20 protein-coding genes are annotated in these 22,589 nt (G+C 72.7%); 10 read left to right on the top strand and 10 right to left on the bottom strand.

All coding sequences use genetic code 11. From position 1 onward, the window contains the following. Positions 1–219: 219 nt before the first annotated feature. Positions 220–609: a hypothetical protein gene (locus ACWCWD_RS32900; RefSeq protein ID WP_450778612.1), complete on the bottom strand. Its 390-nt coding sequence runs from the start codon at positions 607–609 to the stop codon at positions 220–222. 621 nt (positions 610–1,230) lie between these two features. Between ACWCWD_RS32900 and ACWCWD_RS32895 the strand changes: the two genes are divergently transcribed. Together ACWCWD_RS32895 and ACWCWD_RS32890 are read left to right on the top strand one after the other, a co-directional pair. After that, a complete protein-coding gene (locus ACWCWD_RS32895) occupies positions 1,231–2,040 on the top strand; it encodes a class I SAM-dependent methyltransferase (RefSeq protein WP_450778610.1) in 810 nt (269 codons plus the stop codon). Positions 2,041–2,247: 207 nt separating this feature from the next. Then, the gene (locus tag ACWCWD_RS32890; RefSeq protein ID WP_450778608.1) at positions 2,248–2,601 is read left to right on the top strand and encodes a VOC family protein; all 354 of its coding nucleotides are present in this window, start codon (positions 2,248–2,250) and stop codon (positions 2,599–2,601) included. Positions 2,602–2,765: 164 nt separating this feature from the next. Here ACWCWD_RS32890 and ACWCWD_RS32885 read toward each other — a convergent pair whose 3' ends face one another. Continuing rightward, entirely contained in the window at positions 2,766–3,665 is a 900-nt protein-coding gene (locus ACWCWD_RS32885) for an arginase family protein (RefSeq protein WP_450778606.1), read from the bottom strand. Between the two features lie 138 nt (positions 3,666–3,803). Here ACWCWD_RS32885 and ACWCWD_RS32880 point away from each other — a divergent pair, with 138 nt between their 5' ends. Then, complete coding sequence (locus ACWCWD_RS32880; RefSeq protein ID WP_450778604.1) at positions 3,804–4,157, top strand: DUF6204 family protein; 354 nt, start codon at positions 3,804–3,806, stop codon at positions 4,155–4,157. Here the strand turns inward: ACWCWD_RS32880 and ACWCWD_RS32875 are convergent. Further along, positions 4,120–5,391, bottom strand: coding sequence for an MFS transporter (locus tag ACWCWD_RS32875; protein WP_450778602.1), 1,272 nt, complete (start codon positions 5,389–5,391; stop codon positions 4,120–4,122). The genes ACWCWD_RS32880 and ACWCWD_RS32875 overlap by 38 nt on opposite strands. 509 nt (positions 5,392–5,900) lie before the next feature. Between ACWCWD_RS32875 and ACWCWD_RS32870 the strand changes: the two genes are divergently transcribed. The 4 genes from ACWCWD_RS32870 (at position 5,901) to ACWCWD_RS32855 (ending at position 10,435) form a co-directional block, all read left to right on the top strand. Next, positions 5,901–6,992: a sugar ABC transporter substrate-binding protein gene (locus ACWCWD_RS32870; RefSeq protein WP_450778600.1), complete on the top strand. Its 1,092-nt coding sequence runs from the start codon at positions 5,901–5,903 to the stop codon at positions 6,990–6,992. A gap of 132 nt (positions 6,993–7,124) precedes the next feature. Beyond that, on the top strand, positions 7,125–7,901 hold the full coding sequence (locus tag ACWCWD_RS32865) for an ATP-binding cassette domain-containing protein (RefSeq protein WP_450778598.1): 777 nt from the start codon (positions 7,125–7,127) through the stop codon (positions 7,899–7,901). After that, entirely contained in the window at positions 7,898–9,175 is a 1,278-nt protein-coding gene (locus tag ACWCWD_RS32860; RefSeq protein WP_450778596.1) for a sugar ABC transporter permease, read from the top strand. The genes ACWCWD_RS32865 and ACWCWD_RS32860 overlap by 4 nt, the downstream gene beginning before the upstream one ends. A gap of 33 nt (positions 9,176–9,208) precedes the next feature. Then, on the top strand, positions 9,209–10,435 hold the full coding sequence (locus ACWCWD_RS32855) for an ROK family protein (protein ID WP_450778594.1): 1,227 nt from the start codon (positions 9,209–9,211) through the stop codon (positions 10,433–10,435). Between the two features lie 8 nt (positions 10,436–10,443). On the opposite strand, the gene ACWCWD_RS32850 is transcribed toward ACWCWD_RS32855, so the two are convergent. Both ACWCWD_RS32850 and ACWCWD_RS32845 read right to left on the bottom strand, forming a co-directional pair. Beyond that, positions 10,444–12,186 carry a hypothetical protein gene (locus ACWCWD_RS32850; RefSeq protein ID WP_450778592.1) on the bottom strand — a complete coding sequence of 581 codons (1,743 nt, stop codon included), beginning with the start codon at positions 12,184–12,186 and terminating at the stop codon, positions 10,444–10,446. A gap of 213 nt (positions 12,187–12,399) precedes the next feature. Then, complete coding sequence (locus tag ACWCWD_RS32845) at positions 12,400–13,932, bottom strand: FG-GAP repeat domain-containing protein (protein WP_450778590.1); 1,533 nt, start codon at positions 13,930–13,932, stop codon at positions 12,400–12,402. A 372-nt stretch (positions 13,933–14,304) separates the two neighbouring features. On the opposite strand from ACWCWD_RS32845, the gene ACWCWD_RS32840 reads away from it, so the two are divergent. Both ACWCWD_RS32840 and ACWCWD_RS32835 read left to right on the top strand, forming a co-directional pair. After that, positions 14,305–14,874, top strand: a complete 570-nt coding sequence (locus ACWCWD_RS32840; RefSeq protein WP_450778588.1) for a type 1 glutamine amidotransferase domain-containing protein — start codon at positions 14,305–14,307, stop codon at positions 14,872–14,874. 23 nt (positions 14,875–14,897) lie between these two features. After that, complete coding sequence (locus ACWCWD_RS32835; protein WP_450778586.1) at positions 14,898–15,581, top strand: HAD family hydrolase; 684 nt, start codon at positions 14,898–14,900, stop codon at positions 15,579–15,581. A gap of 84 nt (positions 15,582–15,665) precedes the next feature. On the opposite strand, the gene ACWCWD_RS32830 is transcribed toward ACWCWD_RS32835, so the two are convergent. The 3 genes from ACWCWD_RS32830 to ACWCWD_RS32820 form a co-directional block, all read right to left on the bottom strand. After that, complete coding sequence (locus ACWCWD_RS32830; RefSeq protein WP_450778584.1) at positions 15,666–16,316, bottom strand: GNAT family N-acetyltransferase; 651 nt, start codon at positions 16,314–16,316, stop codon at positions 15,666–15,668. Between the two features lie 91 nt (positions 16,317–16,407). Beyond that, the gene (locus tag ACWCWD_RS32825; protein ID WP_450778582.1) at positions 16,408–16,650 is read right to left on the bottom strand and encodes a LapA family protein; all 243 of its coding nucleotides are present in this window, start codon (positions 16,648–16,650) and stop codon (positions 16,408–16,410) included. A gap of 134 nt (positions 16,651–16,784) precedes the next feature. Then, positions 16,785–18,581, bottom strand: coding sequence for a CocE/NonD family hydrolase (locus tag ACWCWD_RS32820; protein WP_450778581.1), 1,797 nt, complete (start codon positions 18,579–18,581; stop codon positions 16,785–16,787). 240 nt (positions 18,582–18,821) lie between these two features. Between ACWCWD_RS32820 and ACWCWD_RS32815 the strand changes: the two genes are divergently transcribed. Further along, positions 18,822–19,490 (top strand): Type 1 glutamine amidotransferase-like domain-containing protein, encoded by a 669-nt coding sequence (locus ACWCWD_RS32815; RefSeq protein ID WP_450778579.1) that lies wholly within the window; start codon positions 18,822–18,824, stop codon positions 19,488–19,490. Positions 19,491–19,562: 72 nt separating this feature from the next. Here ACWCWD_RS32815 and ACWCWD_RS32810 read toward each other — a convergent pair whose 3' ends face one another. Both ACWCWD_RS32810 and ACWCWD_RS32805 read right to left on the bottom strand, forming a co-directional pair. Next, positions 19,563–20,540, bottom strand: a complete 978-nt coding sequence (locus ACWCWD_RS32810; protein ID WP_450778577.1) for a S66 peptidase family protein — start codon at positions 20,538–20,540, stop codon at positions 19,563–19,565. Beyond that, entirely contained in the window at positions 20,537–22,576 is a 2,040-nt protein-coding gene (locus tag ACWCWD_RS32805) for a S9 family peptidase (RefSeq protein ID WP_450778575.1), read from the bottom strand. The genes ACWCWD_RS32810 and ACWCWD_RS32805 overlap by 4 nt, the downstream gene beginning before the upstream one ends. Positions 22,577–22,589 lie beyond the last annotated feature (13 nt).

Below are 22,589 nucleotides of genomic sequence, written 5' to 3'. Positions count from 1 at the left end.
GCCACCATGCACAACCACGCCCTCACACCATGATCCACAAAGGCGCGGAACCCGGCTCCGCCTGCCCGCCCACAGGCTTCTGCAACACGCTTTAGGGCGGTCCGGGCCGAACCGACGTGCGCCCGAGGCTCCGGCCGGCCCGTACCGCGGGGAGCCGACTTCCCGGACGCGGGTCGGGCGGCGAGCCGCCGGCCCGGTCGCCGAGGTGGCAGCGGGCGGTCAGGCGTCGGGGTCCACTTCGGGGTGCGTGAACCGCACGGGCCTGCCCAGCGACCGGGCGTAGGCGATTTCGGCCCGGGTGCTGTCTCCGACGTAGTCGCCGACCACGAGCACCTCGTCGGCGAGCCGGATCTTCGCCCGGTGCAGCTCGTCGAGCCGGGCCTTCAGCGCCTCGGCCTCGGCGGGATCGGACCAGAGTCCGTGGGGCGACTTCATGTCACAGCCCGGTCTGACGACGATCTTCCCGGCTCCGGTCTCCCGCAGATCGGCCTCGGTCATCTCGGCCATGAAGCGGGTGGAGCCGCAGATCACGACGATACGGGGGAGACCCAACAGCCTCTTCGCATCGGCGAGCTTCTCCTCGGGGGTGGACAGGTTCGGGTCCGACACCGGTTCCTCCTGGACGAATGAGCACCACGGCCACCTCTGCCCCGGCAGCCCGCCCGCATGGAGATCCGCTTCCGTGCCGGCCTCGTACGTCTCCCGCGTCGACCGGCCGTCGCGTGGTGGCGATCAGCCATGACCGGCCTGACGGGCAGTCGGACCGGACGGGCCCGGCAACTGGACGCGGGAACCATCCGGTGGACGGGTTCCCGGCCGAGGCCGCCAGTCTGCCAGTCTGGCTGTCTGGCTGTCTGCCAGGAACTTCCTCGCGCCCGCCCACCCGTCCGACACCGATCTCATCGCCGCCGACACCGTCAGGTGCCGGGCCGAAGAAACGCGCCGGGGTGCGGGCCGCCCTGCCGTGCGCACCCCACTCCGGGCAGGAGTTCGAGCGTCCTACACCGGCCGCCCCCACTGCGGCGGCACCCGAGATCTGCGGCCCCGGCGATTACCCAAGTCCGCCCATCACAAGAAGAGTTCAGCAGTCATGCCCGTGACGATCACCCCGGACAGGGCACCCGCACCCATTTCCGAGTCTCACATGACAAGACACACGTCTCATAATGCGGCGCACGGCGTACCGTGGGGACATCGCTCGAAGCAGCGTCCGGAGAGAGGACATTCGGCATGCCGAAGGAAACCGCCGTCTACACCCATGGGCACCACGAGTCGGTGCTCCGCTCGCACCGCTGGCGCACCGTCGAGAACTCGGCGGCCTATCTGCTCGGTGAGCTCAAGCCGGGTATGTCCGTACTGGACGTGGGCTGCGGGCCGGGGACGATCACGGCCGATCTGGCCGCGCTGGTCGCACCGGGCGTCGTGACCGGCATCGAGACCAACCAGGACATCCTCGACCAGGCGGCCGGCACCGCCCGTGAACGCGGCCTGGAGAACGTCTCGTTCGCCGTCGCCGACGTCCACGCGCTGGACTACCCGGACGACTCCTTCGACGTGGTCCACGCCCACCAGGTGCTCCAGCACGTCGGGGACCCCGTGCAGGCGCTGCGCGAGATGCGCAGGGTCTGCCGCCCGGGCGGGATCGTCGCCGCCAGGGACAGCGACTACGCGGCGATGACCTGGTACCCGGAAGTGCCGGGCATGGAGGCGTGGTTGACCCTGTACCGGCAGGTGGCCCGCGCCAACGGCGGCGAGCCCGACGCGGGGCGCAGGCTCCTCTCCTGGGCCCGGGAGGCCGGCTTCACCGACATCACCCCGACCGCCGCCGCCTGGTGTTACGCCACGCCGGAGAGCCGGAGCTGGTGGAGCGGGCTGTGGGCGGACCGTACGGTCGCCTCCACCTACGCGAAGAGGGCGATCGAGGGCGGCCACGCCACGGCCGAGGGCCTCACGGCGGCAGCGGCGGCCTGGCGCGCCTGGGGCGAGGAGGGCGACGGCTGGTTCATGGTGCCGCACGGCGAGGTGCTCTGCCGGGTGTGACCGGGGGCGGGGGCTCCCCCGCCCCGTGGCCGACGGGCTCGCGGACCGACGTCCCCACGTCCCCGCGGCCCGTCGCGTCGTTCCGGTCCGGGCCGACCTGTCCCGCGCGCCCGGCCGCCCCGGTGCGCCCGGCCGATCCGATTCGTGCCGGTCCGGACCGGCGCGAATCGATCACGCGGTCGGGGAGCCCCAACTAACCTCGTGGGCATGGACATCCTGGGAACCACGCTACGCATCTGCGTCGACGACCTGGAGGCCTCGGTGGCCTTCTACGAGGGCATCACCGGCACCCGCGCCCTGCGCTTCGAGCGCGGCGGGGTGTCGGTCGCCGCGATCGGCTGCTTCCTCCTCATGAGCGGGCCCGAGACCGAACTGGAGATGCTGCGCAAGGTGGCGGCCACCATCGCGGTCAAGGACGTGGACGAGGCCCGCGAGGCGCTCACCCGGGCGGGTGCGCACATCGTCGCGGGCCCGGTCCCGACCCCCGCGGGCCGCAACCTGATCGCCCTGCACCCGGACGGTTCGGTCTTCGAGTACGCGGACCGCAACGCCGTCGTCTGACCCGCCCCGGGGACCGAGTCCGGCGGTCCGTCCGCCCGGTGGCCCACGCCCGACCCGGGCTGGGGCGTGTTTTGAAAGTCCCGCCTGCTCGACGACGCTACTTTCAAAACGCGCCCCAACGCGAAACCGCGCGCCCGGGTCGGGCCCGGGTGCGGCGCAGCACCTCAGGGCTGCCCCGAGAACGCCCCCACCACCAGGTCCGTGAGGAGCACCGCCGCGGTGGCCTCGGGGTCGAGGTCGGGGTCGTAGATCGTGACGTTGAGACCCACGCACCGGGGTGAGGCGACCAACGTACGCAGCAGTGGGGCGAGTTCGTCCGGCAGGAGTCCGCCGTCGTCGGGGCTGTCGACGGCGGGCATCACGCTCGGGTCGAGCACGTCGGCGTCCAGGTGCACCCAGAATCCGTCGAGCGGAGGGGCCTCCAGGGACACCACCACGGCCCGGGCCACCTCGGCGGGCCCCCACTCCCGGATCTCGCCGACCGTCACATGAGGGATCTTCAGGCCGGTCAGCTCGGCCCGGTCCTCGTCCGCGTCCCGCAGCCCGAAGAGGCGGAGGTCCTCGTCCCGCAGATACGGGCGGAGCCCTTCGAGGTCGGTGAGATCGTCCTGCCCCCGCCCGGTCGCGAGGGCCATCTCCTCACCGGCCGCCGCGCCGATCCGGTCCGAGTTGCCCGGGTGCCGGAAGTCCGCCGACGCGTCCACGGCCGCCAGTCCGTACCGTCCGATGCGGCGCAGGGCGAGGGAGGCTCCCAGCTGGATCGAACAGTCGCCGCCCAGCACCACCGGGAAGTCGCCCGCCCTGACGTGATGTTCGAGGCGGTCCGCGAGGGTACGCGTGTAACGGGCGAGGGCCGTGGCGTTGAACACGCCGTCGCCCTCCTGCCAGGTGCCGAGGTCGTAGCGCGGGGGGACCACGACGCCGCCTTCCAGGGCCCCGAGCCTCCGCACGATTCCCTGTTCGCGCAAGGCTCCGGCGAGTTTGCAGCAGCCGGGGACGGTGCCGGGCGACGGGGGCCTCAGGCCCAGGTTGGAGGGTGCGTCGATGACGACAATATTCCGCATGCCGCTCATCCTTCCCGTCGTAACCTGGGCCCCGAGCGGATTTCGCCGCGGGACGAACGCGCGGAGGATTCCCCGCACACGGCACGGAAGCAGCGCGGCACCGAGGCGGTACGGCGCAGAAGAAGGCAGGGCACCACGATGGGTACGCAGCACACATACCGGGTGATCGTCCGGGGCACCTGGGACGGGCTGACGGACGAGGCGCGGTCCCGGCTGCTCGCCGAGGTGGCGGATCACGGCCTCACCTCCATGCAGTTCACCGAGGAGGGTTCGCTCACCTACGACACCGTGCTGAAGCACTTCAGCTTCCGGTACATCGTGGTGTCGGACGCCGAGGACGGCGAGGAGATGGCGTCCGCCCTCGCCGAGGAGCGTGCGGAGACCGCGCTCAGGGCCCAGGGCTTCGGCTACGGACCGCTGCGCTCCACGGCGACGGACATGGACACCATGAAGGTCAACTACAAGGGCCGGCGGGGTCCCGGGGCCGCGTGACTCCCCCCAAGGGCCCCCGGGGCCGCCTGACACCGGCGAGACGGCTGAGGGGCTCCTCGGCGAGGAGCAGTACGAGCCCGGCGGCGGCGACGCACAGGCCCAGGACGGCGACGCCGTGCGGGCCGTGGGTGCCCAGGACGCTCCCGCCGAAGAAGGATCCGGCGGCGATGCCCGCCTGGAACGCGGCGGAACCGGTCGCGGAGGCGACGTCCACGTTGCCCGGCGCGATGTACAGGATCCGGCTGGTGAGTGCGGTGAGCATGGCGGACAGGGCCAGCAGGAGCAGCGTCACCGCCGCGACCGAGGCGGCGGGACGGGCTCCGGCCACCACGAGGAGCGCCAGGGCGGCGGTCATCGCGGCCACCGATCCGGCCATGGTGGCGCGGGTGCTGCGGGCGGCCAGCATCCCGGACAGGCTGGTGCCGATCACCCCGCCCACCCCGCCCACCGCGAACACGGCGCCGACGGAGTGCGAGGGGATCCCCGCGACGTCGGTGAGGAAGACGGTGACGTACGTGTAGAAGGTGAAGAACCCGCCGATGACGACGGCGGTCACCACCACGAGGAGCACGAACCGGAAGCGGTCGGGCGCCGGGGCGGTGGCGGCCGGGTTCTCCTCGACCGGTGTCGGGGGCAGCGTGCCCACCACGACGATCCCGGCGATCAGCCCCAGGGCGCTCATCACCACGAACGGCACGCGCCAGTCGGTCTGCTGTCCGAGCCAGGTTCCGGCGGGCGCGCCCAGCACCTGGGCGAGCGACGACCCGCCGAAGAGCGTGGCCACCACCTTGGCCCGCACCCGTACGGGGAACATGCCGGCGGCGGCCGAGGCGACCACCGACCACATCACCGCGTGGGTCAGCGCGATCAGCACGCGCGCCCCCAGCAGGACGCCGTACCCGGGTGCCGTGCCGCAGAGCAGGGTGGCTCCGGTGAAGAGGGCCAGCAGCACGGCCAGCAGGCGCCGGCGGGGAATCCGCCGGGTCATCGCGGTCAACGGGATGGCGGACGCCATCACGACGAGGCCGTATCCGGTCACCAGGAAGCCCACGGACGGCAGCGACACCCCGAGGCTGTGCGCGATCTGCGGCAGCAGACCCACCGGCAGTGCCTCGACCGTGGCGAACGCGAAGAGTGCGAGCGACAGCCCGGCCACCGCGACGAGCGCCCGTCCTCGGGACACCTGCCCCGGAGCCTCCACTTCCGCCTGCGGCAAGCCCGTATCCGTGGTCACGGCCAAGCTCTCCTCCACCCGACTTCGCCTCCCCCGCCGGGCCACCCGCGCTGCGGCCCCCGAGGCGAGCAGGTACGCGAACGGATCCGGCGCGCAGCAGAAGACCATGCGAAAGTTGCCATGTCAACATCGAAACTTTCGAACACCACAGACCCTCTGACGGTCCCGTACTGCGGCCACCGGTCCACGCGGCACACACACGCGACACACCCGCTCGGCAACCGATCACGTTCACCGACGCCTCGCCACCCCAAGGCCGACGCACCTGTGCGGGGCGGGAGTTGAGGGTGTTCAGGGTGTTACCGGCCGATTGCCGCGGCGTGATGCGATCGTAACCGGGCCGTGCGGGTGAGGGACTGGTGGCGAGTCGGCCGGGCCGCGTATGTTGCCGCCCACAACATTCAACGCCCGTGTACGCACCGCGCGTTCGCCGCGTTGCCGGTAATCCATCACTGCCGACCCGTGCGACCGGCGCCGGACGGCCGTACCCCCAGAAAGGGGCCCTTCCGATGCGCAAGGGACTTGTCCTCGCCGGCACCACCATGGTGCTCATGACATCGCTCGCCGCCTGTGGCGGCTCCTCCGGTGACGACGGAGCGGACGGCGGTGCCAAGAAGCCGAAGATCGGCGTGATCCTTCCGGACAGCAAGTCGTCGGCCCGCTGGGAGGACGCGGACCGCCCGCTGCTGACCGCGGCCTTCAAGGCCGCGGGCGTGGACTACGACATCCAGAACGCGGAGGGCGACAAGCAGGCCTTCCAGACCATCGCCGACCAGATGATCACCAAGGGCGTCAACGTCCTGGTGATCGTGAACCTGGACAGCGGCACCGGCAAGGCCGTCCTCGCCAAGGCCAAGTCGCAGGGCGTGGCCACGATCGACTACGACCGGCTGACCCTCGGCGGCTCCGCCCAGTACTACGTGAGCTTCGACAACACGGCCGTCGGCAAGCTCCAGGGCGAGGGCCTCGGCAAGTGCCTGACCGACCTGAAGGCCGAGAAGCCGGTCGTCGCCGAGCTGAACGGCTCCCCCACCGACAACAACGCCACGCTGTTCGCCCAGGGTTACAACAGCGTCCTCGACCCGAAGTACGCCTCCGGCGAGTACACCAAGGGCCCCAACCAGTCGGTTCCGGACTGGGACAACGCCCAGGCCGGCACGATCTTCGAGCAGATGCTGACCAGCGAGCCCAAGATCGGCGGAGTGCTGGCCGCCAACGACGGCCTCGGCAACGCCGCCATCGCGGTGCTGCGCAAGAACCACCGCAACGGCCAGGTGCCCGTCACCGGCCAGGACGCCACCGTCCAGGGCCTGCAGAACATCCTGGCCGGGGACCAGTGCATGACGGTCTACAAGGCCGTGAAGAAGGAAGCGGACGCGACCGCCCAGCTCGCGGTGAGCCTGGCCAAGGGCGAGAAGGGCGAGACCAACGCCACCGTCAACGACCCGGAGGGCAAGCGCGACGTCGCCGCGGTCCTCGAGACCCCGACGGCCATCTACCGGGACAACGTCAAGGACGTCGTGGCAGACGGATACGTGACCAAGGCCGATCTGTGCACCGGCAAGTACGCCGCTCTGTGCACCAAGTACGGCATCCAGTAGACCCGCCCGGACCGACGCCCCGGGCGGGCGGTCCGGCAGACCGTGCCGGGGCGTCCCGGCGTGACCGCGGCCCCGGACCGGACTCTCCGGCCGGGGCCCGCGGCGCAACGACCCGTAAGGAGCCGTCCACCCATGACAGCGACCCCGATCCTCGAACTGCGGGGGATCGACAAGAGCTTCGGCGCGGTGCAGGTGCTGCACGAGGTGAACTTCGCCGCCTACCCGGGGGAGGTGACCGCCCTGGTCGGCGACAACGGCGCCGGCAAGTCCACGCTGGTGAAGTGCGTCGGCGGGATCCATCCGATCGACTCGGGCGAGTACCTCTTCGACGGCGAGCCGGTCCATGTGCACAGCCCGCGCGACGCCGCCCTGCTCGGCGTGGAGATCGTGTACCAGGACCTCGCGCTCTGCGACAACCTCGACATCGTCCAGAACATGTTCCTCGGCCGTGAGAAGCGCCGGGGCATCGTGCTCGACGGCTGGACGATGGAGGAGATGGCCGCCAAGACGCTGAAGAGCCTCTCCGTCCGCACCGTGAAGTCGGTCCGCCAGAAGGTCTCCAGCCTCTCCGGCGGACAGCGGCAGACCGTGGCCATCGCCAAGGCGGTGCTGTGGAACAGCAAGGTCGTCGTCTTGGACGAGCCGACCGCCGCGCTCGGCGTCGCGCAGACCGCGCAGGTCCTGGAGCTCGTCCGCAGGCTCGCCGACAACGGGCTCAGCGTCGTGCTGATCTCGCACAACATGAACGACGTCTTCGCGGTGTCCGACCGGATCGCCGCCCTCCATCTGGGCCGGATGGCCGCCCAGGTCAAGACCTCGGACGTGACGCACGCCCAGGTCGTGGAACTGATCACCGCGGGCCGCAGCGGGGACCTGGGCCTCACCGACACCAACGGAGCCACCACATGACCGCCCTCGCGCCCGAGAAGCCGGAAGAGCACGGAGAGGCCGGAGCACCCGGCGCCGACGACCGCACCGGGACGGCCGGTGTCGGCGCTCTCGCCCGCGCCTACGTCGAGCGGGTGCGCGGCGGCGAACTCGGTGTGCTCCCCGCCGTCCTCGGCCTCGTCGTCCTCTGCGCGTTCTTCGCGATCCTCCGCCCGGTCTTCCTGACCGAGCTCAACTTCGCCAACCTGCTGACCCAGGGCGCGGGCAGCATCGCCATCGCCATGGGCCTGGTCTTCCTTCTTCTCCTCGGCGAGATCGACCTCTCCGCCGGGTACGCCAGCGGCGTCTGCGCCGCCGTGCTGGCGATCCTCCTCACCGACCACGGCTGGCCCTGGTACGGGGCGGTGGCCGCCGCGATGCTGACCGGGGTGGCGATCGGCCTGCTTCTCGGCACCCTGGTGGCGAAGATCGGGATTCCGTCCTTCGTCGTCACCCTGGCCGCGTTCCTGGGCTTCCAGGGCATCGTGCTGATCCTGCTGAAGGAGGGCACCAACATCTCGATCGAGGACAGGACGATCCTCGCCATAGCCAACGACAACCTGAGCCCCGCGCTCGGCTGGGTCCTGCTCGCGGTCTGCGTCGCCGCCTACGCCGCCGTCCAGCTCCGTGCGAACAGCAACCGCAGAGCGCGCGGACTGGCCGGTTCACCGCCCGCCCTGCTCGCCCTGCGCCTCTCCACGGCCACCGTCCTCGGCGGCCTGGCGGTGTACCTGCTCAACCAGGAACGCAGCCGCAACGTCATCGTCGACTCGCTCAAGGGCGTGCCCATCGTGGTGCCGGTCATCGGCGCCCTGCTGGTCATCGGCACCTTCGTGCTCCAGCGCACCTCCTTCGGCCTGCACATCTACGCGGTGGGCGGCAGCGCCGAGGGCGCCCGCAGGGCAGGCATCAACGTGGCCTTCATCCGCGTCGCCGCGTTCGTCATCTGCTCGGCCATGGCGGCCGTCGGCGGCATCATCGCCGCCTCGCGCGGCAACTCGGTGGACCCGAACACCGGCGGCAGCAACGTGCTGCTGCTCGCCGTGGGCAGCGCGGTCATCGGCGGCACCAGTCTGTTCGGCGGTCGCGGGCGCGTCATCGACGCCGTGCTGGGCGGCATGGTGGTCGCCGTGATCCAGAACGGAATGGGCCTCATGGGGTACAGCTCGGGCGTCAAGTACGCTGTCACCGGTTCGGTACTGCTGGTCGCCGCGGGTGTGGACGCTCTGTCCCGCCGCCGCGCAGCACAACGATGAGGCTCACCGCCGCACAACGATGAGGTTCACCCTATGAAAGCCGGTCCTTCCCAGGAGGAAATACGCCGGCACAACCTCAGCACGGTGCTGCGCCACGTCCACATCGGCGGACCCGTCTCCCGGACGGTTCTCGCCGAACGCATGGGTGTCAACCGCAGCACCGTGCTGGGTCTGGTCAGTGAGCTCACCGCCGCGGGCCTCGTACGCGAGGAACTCCCCCGCGACACCGGCCGGGCGGGACGGCCCTCTCTGGTCGTACGGCCCGAGCCCGCACGCGCCTACGTCCTGGCGTTCGACATCGGTGTCGACCGTCTGACGGCTGCCCGCATCGGCCTGGGGGGCCTCTTCCTCGACCGGCGTGAAATCCCCTGGCCCGGGGCGGGCCCCCAGCGCCCCGGCGAGGTCGCGGACGCGCTCACGGCGTCGGCCCGGCAGATGCTGACCGCGACTCCGCCCGGCAGCCACTGTGTCGGCGTGGGCGTGGCGGTGCGGGGCATCGTCCGCCACCCCGACGGACTGGTCCGTTTCGCTCCCAACCTCGGCTGGACGGAGGAGGACTTCGGCGCCCAGCTCGCCGGCCGCCTCGGCCTCTCCGTCCCGGTCACCATCGGCAACGAGGCCAACGTCTCAGCTCTCGCCGAGCACTTGCGCGGCGCAGGCGCCGGCTGCCGGAACCTCGTCTACCTGCACGGTGACATCGGTATCGGGGCCGGGATCATCGTCGACGGACAGCTGCTGCGCGGCGACGAGGGGTACGGCGGCGAGGCCGGCCACATGATCGTGAACCCGCGCGGCGGCAGGCGCTGCGGCTGCGGGGCCACCGGCTGCCTCGAAGCCGAAGCCGGCGCCCGGGCCCTGCTGGAGGCCTCCCGGCGTGACGGCCGTACCCCCGGCTACGACTCCGTGCGCGCCGTCGTCGCCGCGGCCGACCGGGGGGACGTCACCGCCGCCGCGGCGCTGCGCGACGTCGGCGACTGGCTCGGTATCGGGGTCGCCAACCTGGTCAACCTCTTCAACCCGGGAACAGTGATCTTCGGTGGGGTGCTGCGGGACGTCTTCCTCGGGTCGGCCGCGCAGGTGCGCAGCCGCATCAACACCACCGCCCTCAGGGCCTCCCGCGAGAACCTCCGGCTGCGGGTCTGCGAGCTCGGCGACAGCACCGTGCTGATCGGCGCGGCGGAACTCGCCTTCTCGGAGAGCCTGGGCAACCCCCTGGAGGTACTGGCCCGGCTCGACGGGCAGCGGGCGCTCGTCGACTGAAGGCGGTGTCAGCGCCGGGCGCACACGCGGAGTCCGGCCTCCGAGAAGGCGGTCGGCCCCGAGCAGTCGTAGAGGCCATCGACGGCCTCCCGTACGGCGGGGGCGACCCGCTTCAACGGGAACCAGGCGGGGTCGACGATCAGATACCGGGCGGCGGGGTCGTCCAAGCAGGCGAGGTTCTCGTCGAAGCTGGCGAGCTCCGTGACGTCGGGGTCGTACGAGGTGCGCTGGAGGAAGGCCGGGGAGGGGTAGCGGCAGCGGGTGGGGTTGCCCAGGGAGTAGGCGATGTCGCCGAAGGCCAGATAGACGACGGGGGTGTCCGGGCCGACGCGGGCGCGGAGCCCGTCGAGCCGGTGCGTGAGGTCCCGCAGGGCCTCCGCGCGGGACTCCGCCGTGAAGTCCGAGTGGCGGATGTCGAAGGAGTACGGCGTCGTCGGCCAGGCGGGGATCGCCGTGGCGAGGCCCAGCGCCACCACCGCGGCGACGGCCGTGCCCCGGCGGGGGCGGGCCGGTCGGCGGCCCGCCGTGAGGGCTGCGGCCAGGGCGAGCAGCACCACGACCGCGAGGGCGGCGCAGGCCGGGGTGGCGTGGGTCGTGCGCCAGGCGAGCGGCTGTCCCGCGACCAGCGGGACCGCGACGCCGAGTGCGGCCGTGGCACCCACCGGACCGGCCGGTGTCCGGCCGTGCCGGGTGAGATGCCGGGTGACCGCCAGCGCCCAGAAGGCGGCACCGAGCACCGGCAGTTGGGCGAGGTGGTACAGGAACCACTGCCCCTGCACCACGACGGTCGCCACCACCACGAGCAGGCCGGACACGGTCAGCGCGGGCCGGCTCCAGCGGCCTCGGGCCGTGGTGGAGGTGCGGACCAGGAGCGTGAGGGTGACCGGCAGCAGGGCCACCACCGGGACGAGTACGGCCTCGTTGACCAGGGACGTCCAGAGCTCGTGGACCTGCTCGGCACCGAAGCCGGTACGGAACACGCTGTTGGGGTTGAGCGAGGAGAACTCGTGGAGCCAGCGCCATTCGCGGGGCTCCGTCCAGACCGCGAGAGCGAGCCCGGCGGGCGTGGCCAGCGCCGCGGCCGCCGCGCTCAGGACGGCACGGCGGCGGTCCAGGACCGCGACGACCACCAGGGCGAGCAGTGCGGTCGAGGCGGTCGTGTACTTCATCAGCACCGCGAGTGCGAGCAGGACACCGGAGAGCGATACGGCCGGGGCGGTACGGCGTCCCGCGAGCGCGGCGCCGACGGCGGCGGTCGACAGCAGTACCGCCAGCCACTCGGGCTGCAGGAAGTCCCAGGCCGGGGCGCACACGAGCGCGGCGCCCACCGCGACCGCCACCGCACCGGCCTCGCGCCGGGGCAGCGTGCGCAGCAGGCCCGCCCGCAGCCACCAGGCCGCGCCCAGGGAGAGGAGGACGACGACGAGCCGGATCAGCGCCTCCCGTTCGGCGACCGTACCGGCGGTCAGGGCGTCCAGCCCGGCGATGGTCCACCGGTACGCCAGCGGCCGGTGGACGAAGATCTCCGACGCGGCGAGCCCCGCGCGGTGGGTGGCCCGGATGCCGCCGAGGGAGTAGCGGACGTCGTGGTTGAGGCCGCTCCGGCACATGAGCGCGACCACGCAGAGGCCGACTGCCACCGCCGCGATCGACCGCGCCGGCCGCAGACCGCGCGGGGCGCGGGATTCGCCCTGCACGGCGGCGAGTTCTTGCGGGTGGGGCGGGGTGTGCGCGGTGCTGTCGACGGTCATGAGCGCCGACATTAACGGCGTCCCGGGCCGATTCCGGGCGGCGGCCCAGCGAATTCGCCGCAGCGGGCGCCTTGTTCATCCCCTGTTCGTGCCGGGTTCAGATCCTCTGTTTGTGCCTGATCCACCCGGCGCCGCCTGAGGGCCCGGCCGGAGAAGCCCCGCCCGGCCCCGGAGCGTGCGCGGGGTCCGGGCGGGGCAGTGGCTCGGGACGGTTCAGGCGATGTGGGAGAAGTACTGGTATCCCTTGGAGGCGTACCACTTGGCCGGTGCGAGCACGCCCTTGGAGACGTTGAGGACGGCCGCCCCGCCCGCGGGCGTGGTCGCGAAGAGGTCCTGGCGTCCGTCGCCGTCGATGTCGCCGTCGGCGACGATGCGCCGGTAACCGGCGTACCCGGTACCGAGTTTCACCCGGCCCGCGTAGCTGCCCCTGCCGTTGCCCTTGAAGAGCCACAGGGTGCCGGCGCTGTCGCGTGCCACGAAGTCGGCGAGGCCGTCGCCGGACAGGTCGCCGCGTCCGGTGACCAGGTTGTAGCCCTTGAGGCCGACACCGATGTGCTTCCTCGGGCCGAATCCGCCCTTGCCGTTGCCGGTGTGGAGCCAGAGGTCGCCCGCGGCGTCCCTGCCGAGGAGGTCGGGCAGCCCGTCGCCGGAGAAGTCGTTGGCGGCGAAGAGGGCGTTGTATCCGGCGAAACCGTTGCCCAGCCAGGTGTGCGGCCGGGTGTCGAGGGAGTCCCACACCGGGCCCGGCCCCGAGTAGCGGTAGAGGCCGCCGCCCGGTGTCCGGGCGAGCAGGTCGGCGTTGCCGTCACCGGTGATGTCGCCGGGCTGGACGATCCAGTCGTAGGAGACGTGCCAGAAGCCGGTCGCCCCGGTCTCGTGCTCGCAGTTGACGAGGCGGTCCTGGCCGTTCACCCCGCAGAAGGAGACGAGCCCTCCGCCGGTGGACGGCTGGGTCGCGACCACCGAGCCCCGGGTTTCCCAGTCCTCGAAGTAGACGTCGTGGCGCCATGTCTCGACCGTCGTTCGGTGCGCGGCGACGCCGGTGTAGAGGCGCACCCCGTCGGCGGCGACGCATCCCGAGGCGGGTGTGGCCGAGATTCCGATCAGTTTGCCGCCGGCCACGAGCGCACCGCCCGCGTCCCCCAGGCACTGGTCGGCGGGGTCGGGTGCAGGGGCGCCCTTGGCCGGCAGGGTGCAGAAGGAGCCGGTCGGCGGCGTCCGCCCGAGCAGCGAGGCGCAGGTCGCGGTGGTCAGGATCGCCACCTGCTCGGTGTGCGCCGAGCGTGCGCTCTCGGAGTCCCTGCCCGCCCAGGAGTAGAAGGTGGCAGCGGCTCCCGGCGCGTACAGCGCGGCGTCGGCCGCGGTCGCGAGGACCGGGTGGCCGTTGCCGGTCATGTAGCTCACCGGGGAGTTGCCCGCGGGGGCGACCGCGAGGGCGTCCTTGCGGGTCGTGGCGTCGTACCCTGCGGCGGTCGCGTACCGCATGGCGTTCCCTCCCCAGTCCGGAGTGCCCCCGTGGTACCACCAGTACCAGTCGTTCCCCGACCGGCCGGTGAAGCAGTCCGGAGCGGTCACCTCACGGACCCCGGTCACTTCGACCGCCGTGCACCCCCGGTGGACGCCGGTGACCGGGTTCTCGCTCTCGAACCCCACCAGCCAGGAAGGAAAGGCCGGTTGGGCGGCGGCCGACTGCACGCCCGGGCCGGCCACCCCCGCCGCCATCATCGCCCCCAGCACGACGGCCACCGCGCCGGATCTCCGTCCCGCGCGTCTCCGCGTCGATCTCTCCATACTTCCCCTCACCCCGCCCGGCCGGCTTGCGGCGCGGGCCTCGAATCGTGTGCGGCCGGCGGAAGATCCCGGCCGGAACTCCTCTCTCGTAGCACGCGAAGAGCCGGCGGAAGGGCCGCGGCCGCCTACGTCCGTGATCTTCCAGGGGTGTCCCTCCGGCTGTGGCACGCCGTTGGAGGAACCGTTGATTCCGAGGGGGAGAGCGAGGCGTCCCCGCCGCCACGACGCGGGTACGTGTGGTCCGTGCGACGCTGGAGAGACGTATGGGTACGGGCGGAGCCGCTCGCCCCGGGCAGCTCCGTGAACACCACGCGGAAAGGCACCGACATGGCTGACATCTCCCTCGCGGGCCGGCGGGTCCTGGCGATCGTGACCAACTACGGCGTCGAACAGGACGAGCTGGTCGTACCGGTCGGGCAGCTGCGGGACGGCGGCGCGGAGGTGCGGGTGGCGGCCGTCTCCCCGGACGAGATCCGCACCCTGGTCGGCGACAAGGACCCGGGCAAGGCGGTACGGCCGGACCTGACGCTGGCGGACGTCGATCCGACTGCCTACGACCTGCTGATCGTCCCCGGCGGGACGCTGAACGCGGACACCCTGCGGCTCCAGGACCAGGCACTGGAGATCCTCGGGTCGTTCACCCGGACCGGCCGGCCGGTCGCGGCGATCTGTCACGGCCCGTGGCTGCTGGTGGAGGCCGGTGCGGTCGACGGCCGCACGCTGACTTCGTACCCCTCGCTGCGCACGGACATCCGGAACGCGGGCGGGACCTGGGTGGACGAGCCGGTGATCGCCGACACCTCCGGTGACTGGACCCTGATCACCTCCCGCACCCCGGACGACCTCGGCCCCTTCGTGCGCGAGGCGAAGGCGGCCCTCGTCGCCGGTACGGGTTGAACGCGTCCTCCGGGGAGCCGGCGATGACGCACACCGCGATCTTCGACGTCGACGGAACCCTCGTCGACACGAACCATCTGCACGTGACCGCGTGGTGGGAGGCCTTCCGTCAGGCCGGACACCGCGTCGCCATGCACGACATCCACCGGTCGGTGGGCCTGGGCGGGAGCGACCTGATCGCCGGGCTCCTGGGCGAGGGGCGCCGCGAGGAGGAGGACGAGCGCATCAGCGCCGCGCACACGACGCTGTACGCGACCTTCTTCGACCGGCTGCCTGCCTTCGACCGGGCGGCCGAGCTGCTGCGGGAGATATCCGGGCGCGGCTGGCAGGTCGTGCTGGCGACCTCGGCGACCGGCGCCGAACTCGGCGCGCTGCGCCGCGCGCTGGACGCCGACGACGTCGTCCGGGCCACCGCGTCCGCCGGCGACACCGCGGAGGGCAAGCCCGCCCCCGATCCGGTGGAGCACGCGATGGGGCTGGTGGGCGGCACACCGGAGGCCTCCGTCTTCGTCGGCGACACCGTCTGGGACATGAAGGCCGCCGCGCGGGCGGGGGTCACGGCGGTCGGGGTGCTGAGCGGCGGCATCCCGCGCGAGGACCTCGTGGAGTCCGGTGCCGCCGGGGTGTACAGCGATGTCGCGGACCTGCTGAACCGACTCGGCCGGAGCCCCTTCGCCGTCCCGGACGCCGGATCCGGCGCCGGCTGAGGCACGGGCTCCGGCTCCGGCTCCGGCTCCGCCCGAGGGACGTGCCGCCCGTGCCCGGGAGACGCCTCCCGTGCCACGCACCCCTCAGCCCTGCTCCGGCAGCATCTCCGAGGTGATCGCCCAGCGCTCGTGGTCGCGCCAGGCTCCGTCGATGTGGAGGAAGTCCGGCGAGAGTCCTTCGAGCCGGAAGCCGGCCCGCCGCACCAGCGCGATCGAAGCCGCGTTGCCGGGCTGCACATTGGCTTCCAGCCGGTGCAGCCCGAGCGGACCGAAGGCGTACCGGAGGACGAGACCGAGGGCTTCGGACATCAGCCCCCGCCCGGCGGCATGCGCGAAGGCGCCGTATCCGAGGGCCCCGCAGCGGAAGGCTCCTCCGACAATGTTGTTGATGTTGACGAATCCGGCGATCGCACCGCCCGCAGCGCGTTCGCCGACGAGGAAGCCCTCTCGGTCGGGGCTCGCCAGCAGCCGTCCCGCGTAGGCGGCGTACGCCTCCTCCTCGGTGGGCGGGAAGAGCCAGGGGCGGTGCAGGGCGCGGCTCTCGCGCGCGCGTGCGGTGAATTCGGCGGCGTCCTCGGGGGTGAAGCGGCGCAGCGAGGTCAGCGGCCCCCGCGGGAGGCCCGCGCCGGAGTGCCCGGCCGACGGGGCGTGCGCGAGGGGCCCGGAACCAGAGGCGGCCGGGGCGGCGGCCCGGGCCTGCGGGGCGGCGGCGGGATGATCGTCCGATACGTGCATCGGCCCACGGTAGGACGGCCCGGACAGCGGCGGAAGCTCCCGCCGGTCCCGGCGCCCCCGCCCACCGGCCCCGCTCACCCGCGCCCGGTCGTCACTTGTTCCGCCGCCGGAACACGTATCCCCCGCAGACCAGCCCGGCGAGGAAGACCCCCAGCAGGGCGAGCCAGAGCGGCATGGTGACCGTGGGGATGATGACGCGGATGGTGACGTCCCCGGTGTTCACGCAGATGAAGACGATCGCCAGTACGGCGATGACGGCCACGACGACACGGCCGGGGGTGAGCCAGCCGTTACTGGCACCTCGGCCGTCGCTGGACACGTTCTTGGGGCTCATGGGTCCGGCCTTTCCCTGGTCGCCGGAGCAGCCCCGCGCGGGTCGGGCCGAACGCGACCGCCCTCCGGGGACCAGCTTGCGCCCGTCGGGCGTCGGGCGACCGGTGGTGTGCGTCCGTTCGAGTGACGCACGGCTCAGCCGGCCGGGACCACCGGCAGCTCCAGCACCCCGGTGTCCTGCGGCGAGGCGGAGACGGTGACGGGCTTGGTCCCCCGGTTGCCGTAGTACGCGGTGTCGCTGCCCGCGATCACGAGGCGGAGCCGGTGTCCGGCGGCGAACCGGTGGACGATGCCCGGCAGCCGTACGGTGAAGGGCCTGGTCACGTCGGGGACGCGCACCGGGGCGACCAGCCGGTGGACGAGCTCGACGGACCCGCCGGGGGCGAGGTCGTACACCTTGACGAAGAGCACGAGCCGGTCGGCGGCGTCCCCGCTGTTCTGCACCCGCTCCGCCTTCGGGGAGGACACCCGCAGCCGGGCGCGGGGCGCGCCCACGACGTCGAGGTCGGCGGTGAGCGGGGCGGAGGTCCAGGCTAGGTGGGTTCCGGCGGTGTCGTACGGGTCGATGTCGGGGAGTCCGGTGAGCCCGGAGAGCGAGGTCTCCGAATGGCTGCTGGGCAGAGGCCGGTTGGTGTACGAACGGCTGCCGGCGACCACGCCCGAGCGGCGGTCGGTGAGGGTGCCGTCGCCGGAGAGGTACAGGGTGCGCGAAGGGGCGGGCGGTGCGTCGGCGGTGCCGTATCCGCTCCTCCAGTCGCGGTAGTAGGCGAAGGCGGGCCCGGTGTCGGCGGCCTGGTGGCGGAGGTAGCGGTCGAACCAGGCGAGGATGCGCCGGCCGACGTAACTGGTCTCCAGGTTGCCCTGGGACAGATCGAGTTCACCGGGGGTGGCGCCTCCCCCGCTGTGCCCCCAGGCCTGCCAGATCATCCTGGTGGGGGTGCCGTTCGCCCGGAGGGCGTCGTAGGTGTCGGTGGCCTCGTTCAGGTTGAACAGGGTGTCCGCCTGGCCCTGCACCAGGAGGGTGGGCGCCTCGACCCGGTCGAGGTAGGAGACCGGGGAGACGCCGCGTGTGTAGGCGAGAACGGCGCCGGCTTCGGCGGCCGGGTAGCGGCCGGAGTTGAGGAAGCTGATGGTGTCGCAGGCCCTGGGGGTGAAGTGCAGGCAGTCCAGGGTGCCGAAGCGTGACGGGTCGAGGCTGGGGGCGAGGAGCGGCTGTCCCTCGCCCATCAGGTAGAAACCGTTGGTCCACTGCCATTTGAAGACGCCCGGGGTACGGGAGGCCGCGGTGCCCGTGACGGCGCCCCCCGCGCTCTCCGTGACGTTGTTGGGCGCGAGCGAGTAGCCGAGGTCGTTCCAGGTGATGAGGGGGACGAGCGCGTCGACGCGGTGGTCGACGGAGGCGGTGGCCAGTTGCACCGCGCCGCCGTAGGAGCCCCCGATCATGCCGACGCGCGGGTCGCCCGCCCCGTCGAGGGTGACGAAGTCGGCCCGGGTGCCGTCGTCCGCCGCCCGAGTGCCCGCGAGGAAGTCCACCAGCCCGGAGGCGGCCTGCCCGTCGGCCTCCGGGGCGTCGAGGGTGATCAGGCAGCCGGACCGGCCGAAGCCGAGGCCGGAGTAGACGAGCCCCACGTACCCCCGGGCGGCGAAGGCGCGGCCGAGGGCGTCGGTGGAGCCGTCCGACTTGCTGCCCGCGAAGCCGTTGGTCGCCAGGACCGCGGGAGCGGGGTGCGCGGCGTCGGCTCCGCGCGGGCGGTAGAGGTCGGCGTCGACGGTGCAGTCGTGGCCGCCCGCGCGCACGGTGAACTTCAGCGGGGTGACGGTGTACGGCTCGTCCGCCGCGCGGGCGGGGCCGGCCAGGACGAGCGGGGCGGTCAGCGCCGCTCCTGCGAGGGCCGCGAACGGTTTCCCGAACCTGGCGACGACACCTGACACCGCGGACCTCCACACCCAGGGCACCGGGGCCACCGGCCGACGCCCGAACAGACCACCGCACCACCGAAGCGCGCGGGAAAGAGCGAGGTCACCGACCCGTCGGTGACGGAACGTGTTCATGCTGTGACACGGAGCACACCGGTGTCAACGCTCCAGCCGCCAATTCCCCCGAGGGAGTCGCGGGCCGGAGAGCGGAAATGCCGTTGCGCACGCGCCCGTCCGTCGTGGTTCACTCGCGCGATGAAGCTTCTGCTGACGGCGAGCGGCCTGCGCAACGAGACGCTGCGGGACGCCCTGCGGGACATGCTGGGAAAGCCCTTCGGGTCGGCGAACGTCGTGTACGTTCCGACGGCGTCGGTCGCCGAGCCCGGGGACCACGGGTGGCTCCTCGCGGACATGAACCGGGTGCACGGCCTCGGCTGGCGCGAGTTCGACGTCCTGGAACTGAACGGCCTGCCCCCGCGGACGGTGCTCGACCGGCTGCTCCATGCCGACGTCATCCACGTCGGGGGCGGCAACCAGTACCACCTCGCGCGCAGCATCACGGGCAACGGCCTGGCCGACGGCGTCCTGGAGGCGCTGGAGAGCCGGGTCTACGTGGGGATGAGCGCCGGGTCGATGATCTTCAGCCGGAACCTCACCACGCACTCCGCCGAGGTCGTCGGGGACACGGCGGATCTCCACGCGCTCGGCGCGACGACCGTGGAGCCTCCGTTCGGCCTCTTCGACTGGTATCTCAAGCCCCACCTGCATTCGCCCGACTTCCCCGAGCGGGACGACGCCTGGGCCGACCGCATCGCCGCGCGGGCCGACTTCCCGGTCTGGTTCATCGACGACGACACGGCCGTCCGGGTCAGGGACACCACGGTGGACGTCGTCTCCGAAGGCCGGTGGCGCTTCTGTCCCTGACGGGACGCGCGGTGGGCAGGGGCCGCCCGAGCCCCGTCCCCCCGCACGGCCACGTCCGGATGCCACGATCCGTCAGACGAGTGCGGGCACCTCCACCGTGAGGGTCGCCCGGCCGCCGTCCGCGGGGGCGTCGAGCACGGCGGGGAGTCCGAGCGGGACGGTGAGCGTGGACGGGCCGTGGCCGAATCCCAGCTCCTCGACGACGGGCACCCCGAGGGTGCCGAGCCGGTCGGCGAGCACCGCGCGGACCTGGTCGTACGGTCCGCATTTCTCCCAGGAGCCGCAGACCACCCCGGCGACGCCTTCCAGGGCGCCGGAGCGCAGCAGCCGGGTGAGGATGCCGTCGATGCGGTACGGGTCCTCGGTGACGTCCTCGATGAGGAGGAGGCCGCCCCGGCCCGAGGTGCGGGCGCCGGGGGTGCCGAGGTCGGCCGCGAGCAGGCTGACGCAGCCGCCGTAGGTGACCCCCCGGGCCCGCCCGGGGACCAGGGAGGCCGCGGTCTCCAGGCCCAGGGTGCGGACCGACTCGGGTTCGAAGAGGGTGGCGCGCAGTCCGTCCTGGGTGGGCGCGTTCTTGAGGAAGGTCTCGGCGCCGACCATGGGGCCGAGCAGCGTGGAGAACCCGGCGCGCAGGGCGAACGCCTCGTGGAGCGCGGTGATGTCGCTGTAGCCGACGAACGGTTTGGGGCCGGCCGCGCGGATGGCGGTCCAGTCGAGCAGGTCGACCATGCGGTGCGCGCCGTAGCCGCCCCGGGCGCAGAGGACCGCGTCGACGGACGGGTCGCACCAGGCGTCCTGGAGGTCCTGGGCGCGGTGTTCGTCCGTCCCGGCGAGGTAGCCCAGTTCGGGGTGGACGTCGCGTGCGTGCGGGGTGACGAAGGGATCGAGGTCCCAGCCGCGCAGCAGGTCGAGCCCGGCGTCCAGCCGCTCGGCGGGTACGGGTCCGCTGGGCGAGACGACGGCGACGCGGGCGCCGGGCCTCAGCCGGGCGGCGCGGGCGAGCGGTGCGGGGCCGGTACCGGATCCGGCACCGGCGGGGGCCGCGCTCATCGCTTCAGCTCCAGGGCCGGGACGTCGACTCCGTCGATGCCGAAGGTCTGGGCGTACAGGGAGAGTTCGGCCTCCAGCGCGCGGATCAGGGTGGTCTCCAGCCGGAAGCCGTGGCTCTCCCCCGCGAAGGTGAGGTAGGCGTGCGGGATGCCGCGCCCCTCGATCGCGGCGAGGAACCGCTCGCACTGCGCGGGCGGGCAGATCACGTCGTCCAGCCCCTGGAGCAGCAGGAACGGGGTGCGGAGCCGGTCCGCGTGGGTGAGGGGCGAACGGTCGCGGTAGCGGTCGGGCACCTCGGCGAGCGGGCCGACGAGTGACTCCAGGTACTGCGACTCGAAGTCGTGGGTCTCGCCGACCGCCCAGCCGGTGAGGTCGAGGATGGGGTAGCTGATGGCCCCGCAGGCGTAGAGGTCGGTGCTGGTGAGGGAGGCGGCGGTGGTCCAGCCGCCGGCGCTGCCGCCCCGGATCGCCAGGCGGGCGCGGTCGGCGGAGCCCTCGGCCGCCAGTGCCTCGGCGACGGCGGCGCAGTCCTCGACGTCGACGACGCCCCACTGTTCGCGGAGCCGTTCGCGGTAGGTGCGCCCGTAGCCGGTCGATCCGCCGTAGTTGACCTCGACGACGCCGATGCCGCGCGAGGTGAAGTAGGCGATCTCCAGGTCGAGGGCGAGCGGGACGCGGCTGGTGGGGCCGCCGTGCGCCCAGACGACGTACGGCGGCAGTTCGCCCTCGGGGCCGGTGTGCCCGGGGTTGCGGGGCGGGTACACCAGGGCGTGGATGTCCCGGCCGTCCGGCCCGGCGAAGGTGCGCTCCTGAGGCCGGGGGTAGTACGCGGGGTCGACGGCGTCGGTGTGCGGTGCGCCGATGGTCCGGGTGTGGCCGGTCGAGGTGTCCAGTTCGACGACCTCGTAACCGGTGTACGGGCTCGCGGCCACACCGACGACACGGTCGCCCCGGACGGCCAGGGTTTCGGTCCAGGCGGTCCAGGGGCCGGCCACGTCGACGAGTTCGCCGGTCTCCGGGTCGAGCACGCCGAGCCGGGTGGTGCCCTTGCCGTGGATGACGGCGATCAGTCCGTTGTCGAGCCGCCGGAACCAGCGCAGGCCGATCTTCCAGAGCGGTCCGCCGAACTCCTCGCCCCGGCCGGGGCAGAGGGTGGTGGTCGGTACGGCTCCGCCGGAGACGGCGTCGGGCCGGATGCGCTGGAGCTGCCACCAGTCGCCGATGTCGGAGACGAAGAGCAGGGAGCCGTCGCGGTCCCATTCGATCTGGCAGACGGACTCGTCGGTGTCGCCGACGAGGGGCCGGATGCCGGTGAAGGTGCCCTCACCGGTGACCTCGGCGAGCATCACGACCGTGCCGTCCCACGGCATCCGCGGGTGGTCCCAGGCGATCCAGGCGGCCCGGCGGCCGTCGTGCGAGAGCCGGGGACCGGTGACGAACCGGTGGCGGTCGTCGGAGAGTTCGCGTACGGCGGCCCGGTCGCCCGCGGCGGAACCGTCGAGCGGTACGGCGGCCACCACTCGGCGCACGTCACCGGCGCCCTCGCCGGTGAACTCCTCCAGGACGCACCAGACCTCGTCCCGGTCCGGGTGGATCTGCGGGTCCACCCAGCGCAGCCCGCCGCCGGTGGCGGAGACCGGGGTGAGCGGCCAGGGGGCGTCGGGGCCGTCGGGGGCGTAGGCGTAGAGCCGCTGGTCGGCGAAGTGGACGAAGACGACGAGCGGGCCTCCCGAGGGGCGGGCGATTCCGGCCCACGGCTGTCCGCCGTACTCGATGACCCTGCTGCGGGCGTTCCAGGGTGCGGGCAGCACGGTGGTGATCGCGCCCTCCGCGCTCCGGCGCACCAGGGCACGCCGGCCGCCTTCGGCGGGTCGGGGCTCGGTCCACCAGACCTCCTCGCCGACGGTACCGACGTACTCGGGGCGGCCGTCGTGGGAGGCGGCGAGCGCCGCGTCGACGGGGGTGGGCCAGGTGCCGTACGGGGCCGGGGCCGGGGCGGTGGTGGGCTGGGCCGTGCTGGGCTGGGTGGACGCCATGGTTGATTCCCCC

The organism is Streptomyces sp. NPDC001493, assembly GCF_053597235.1.
Note: the sequence above shows the minus strand (reverse complement) of the source record. Positions and strands in the feature narration are given on the sequence as shown.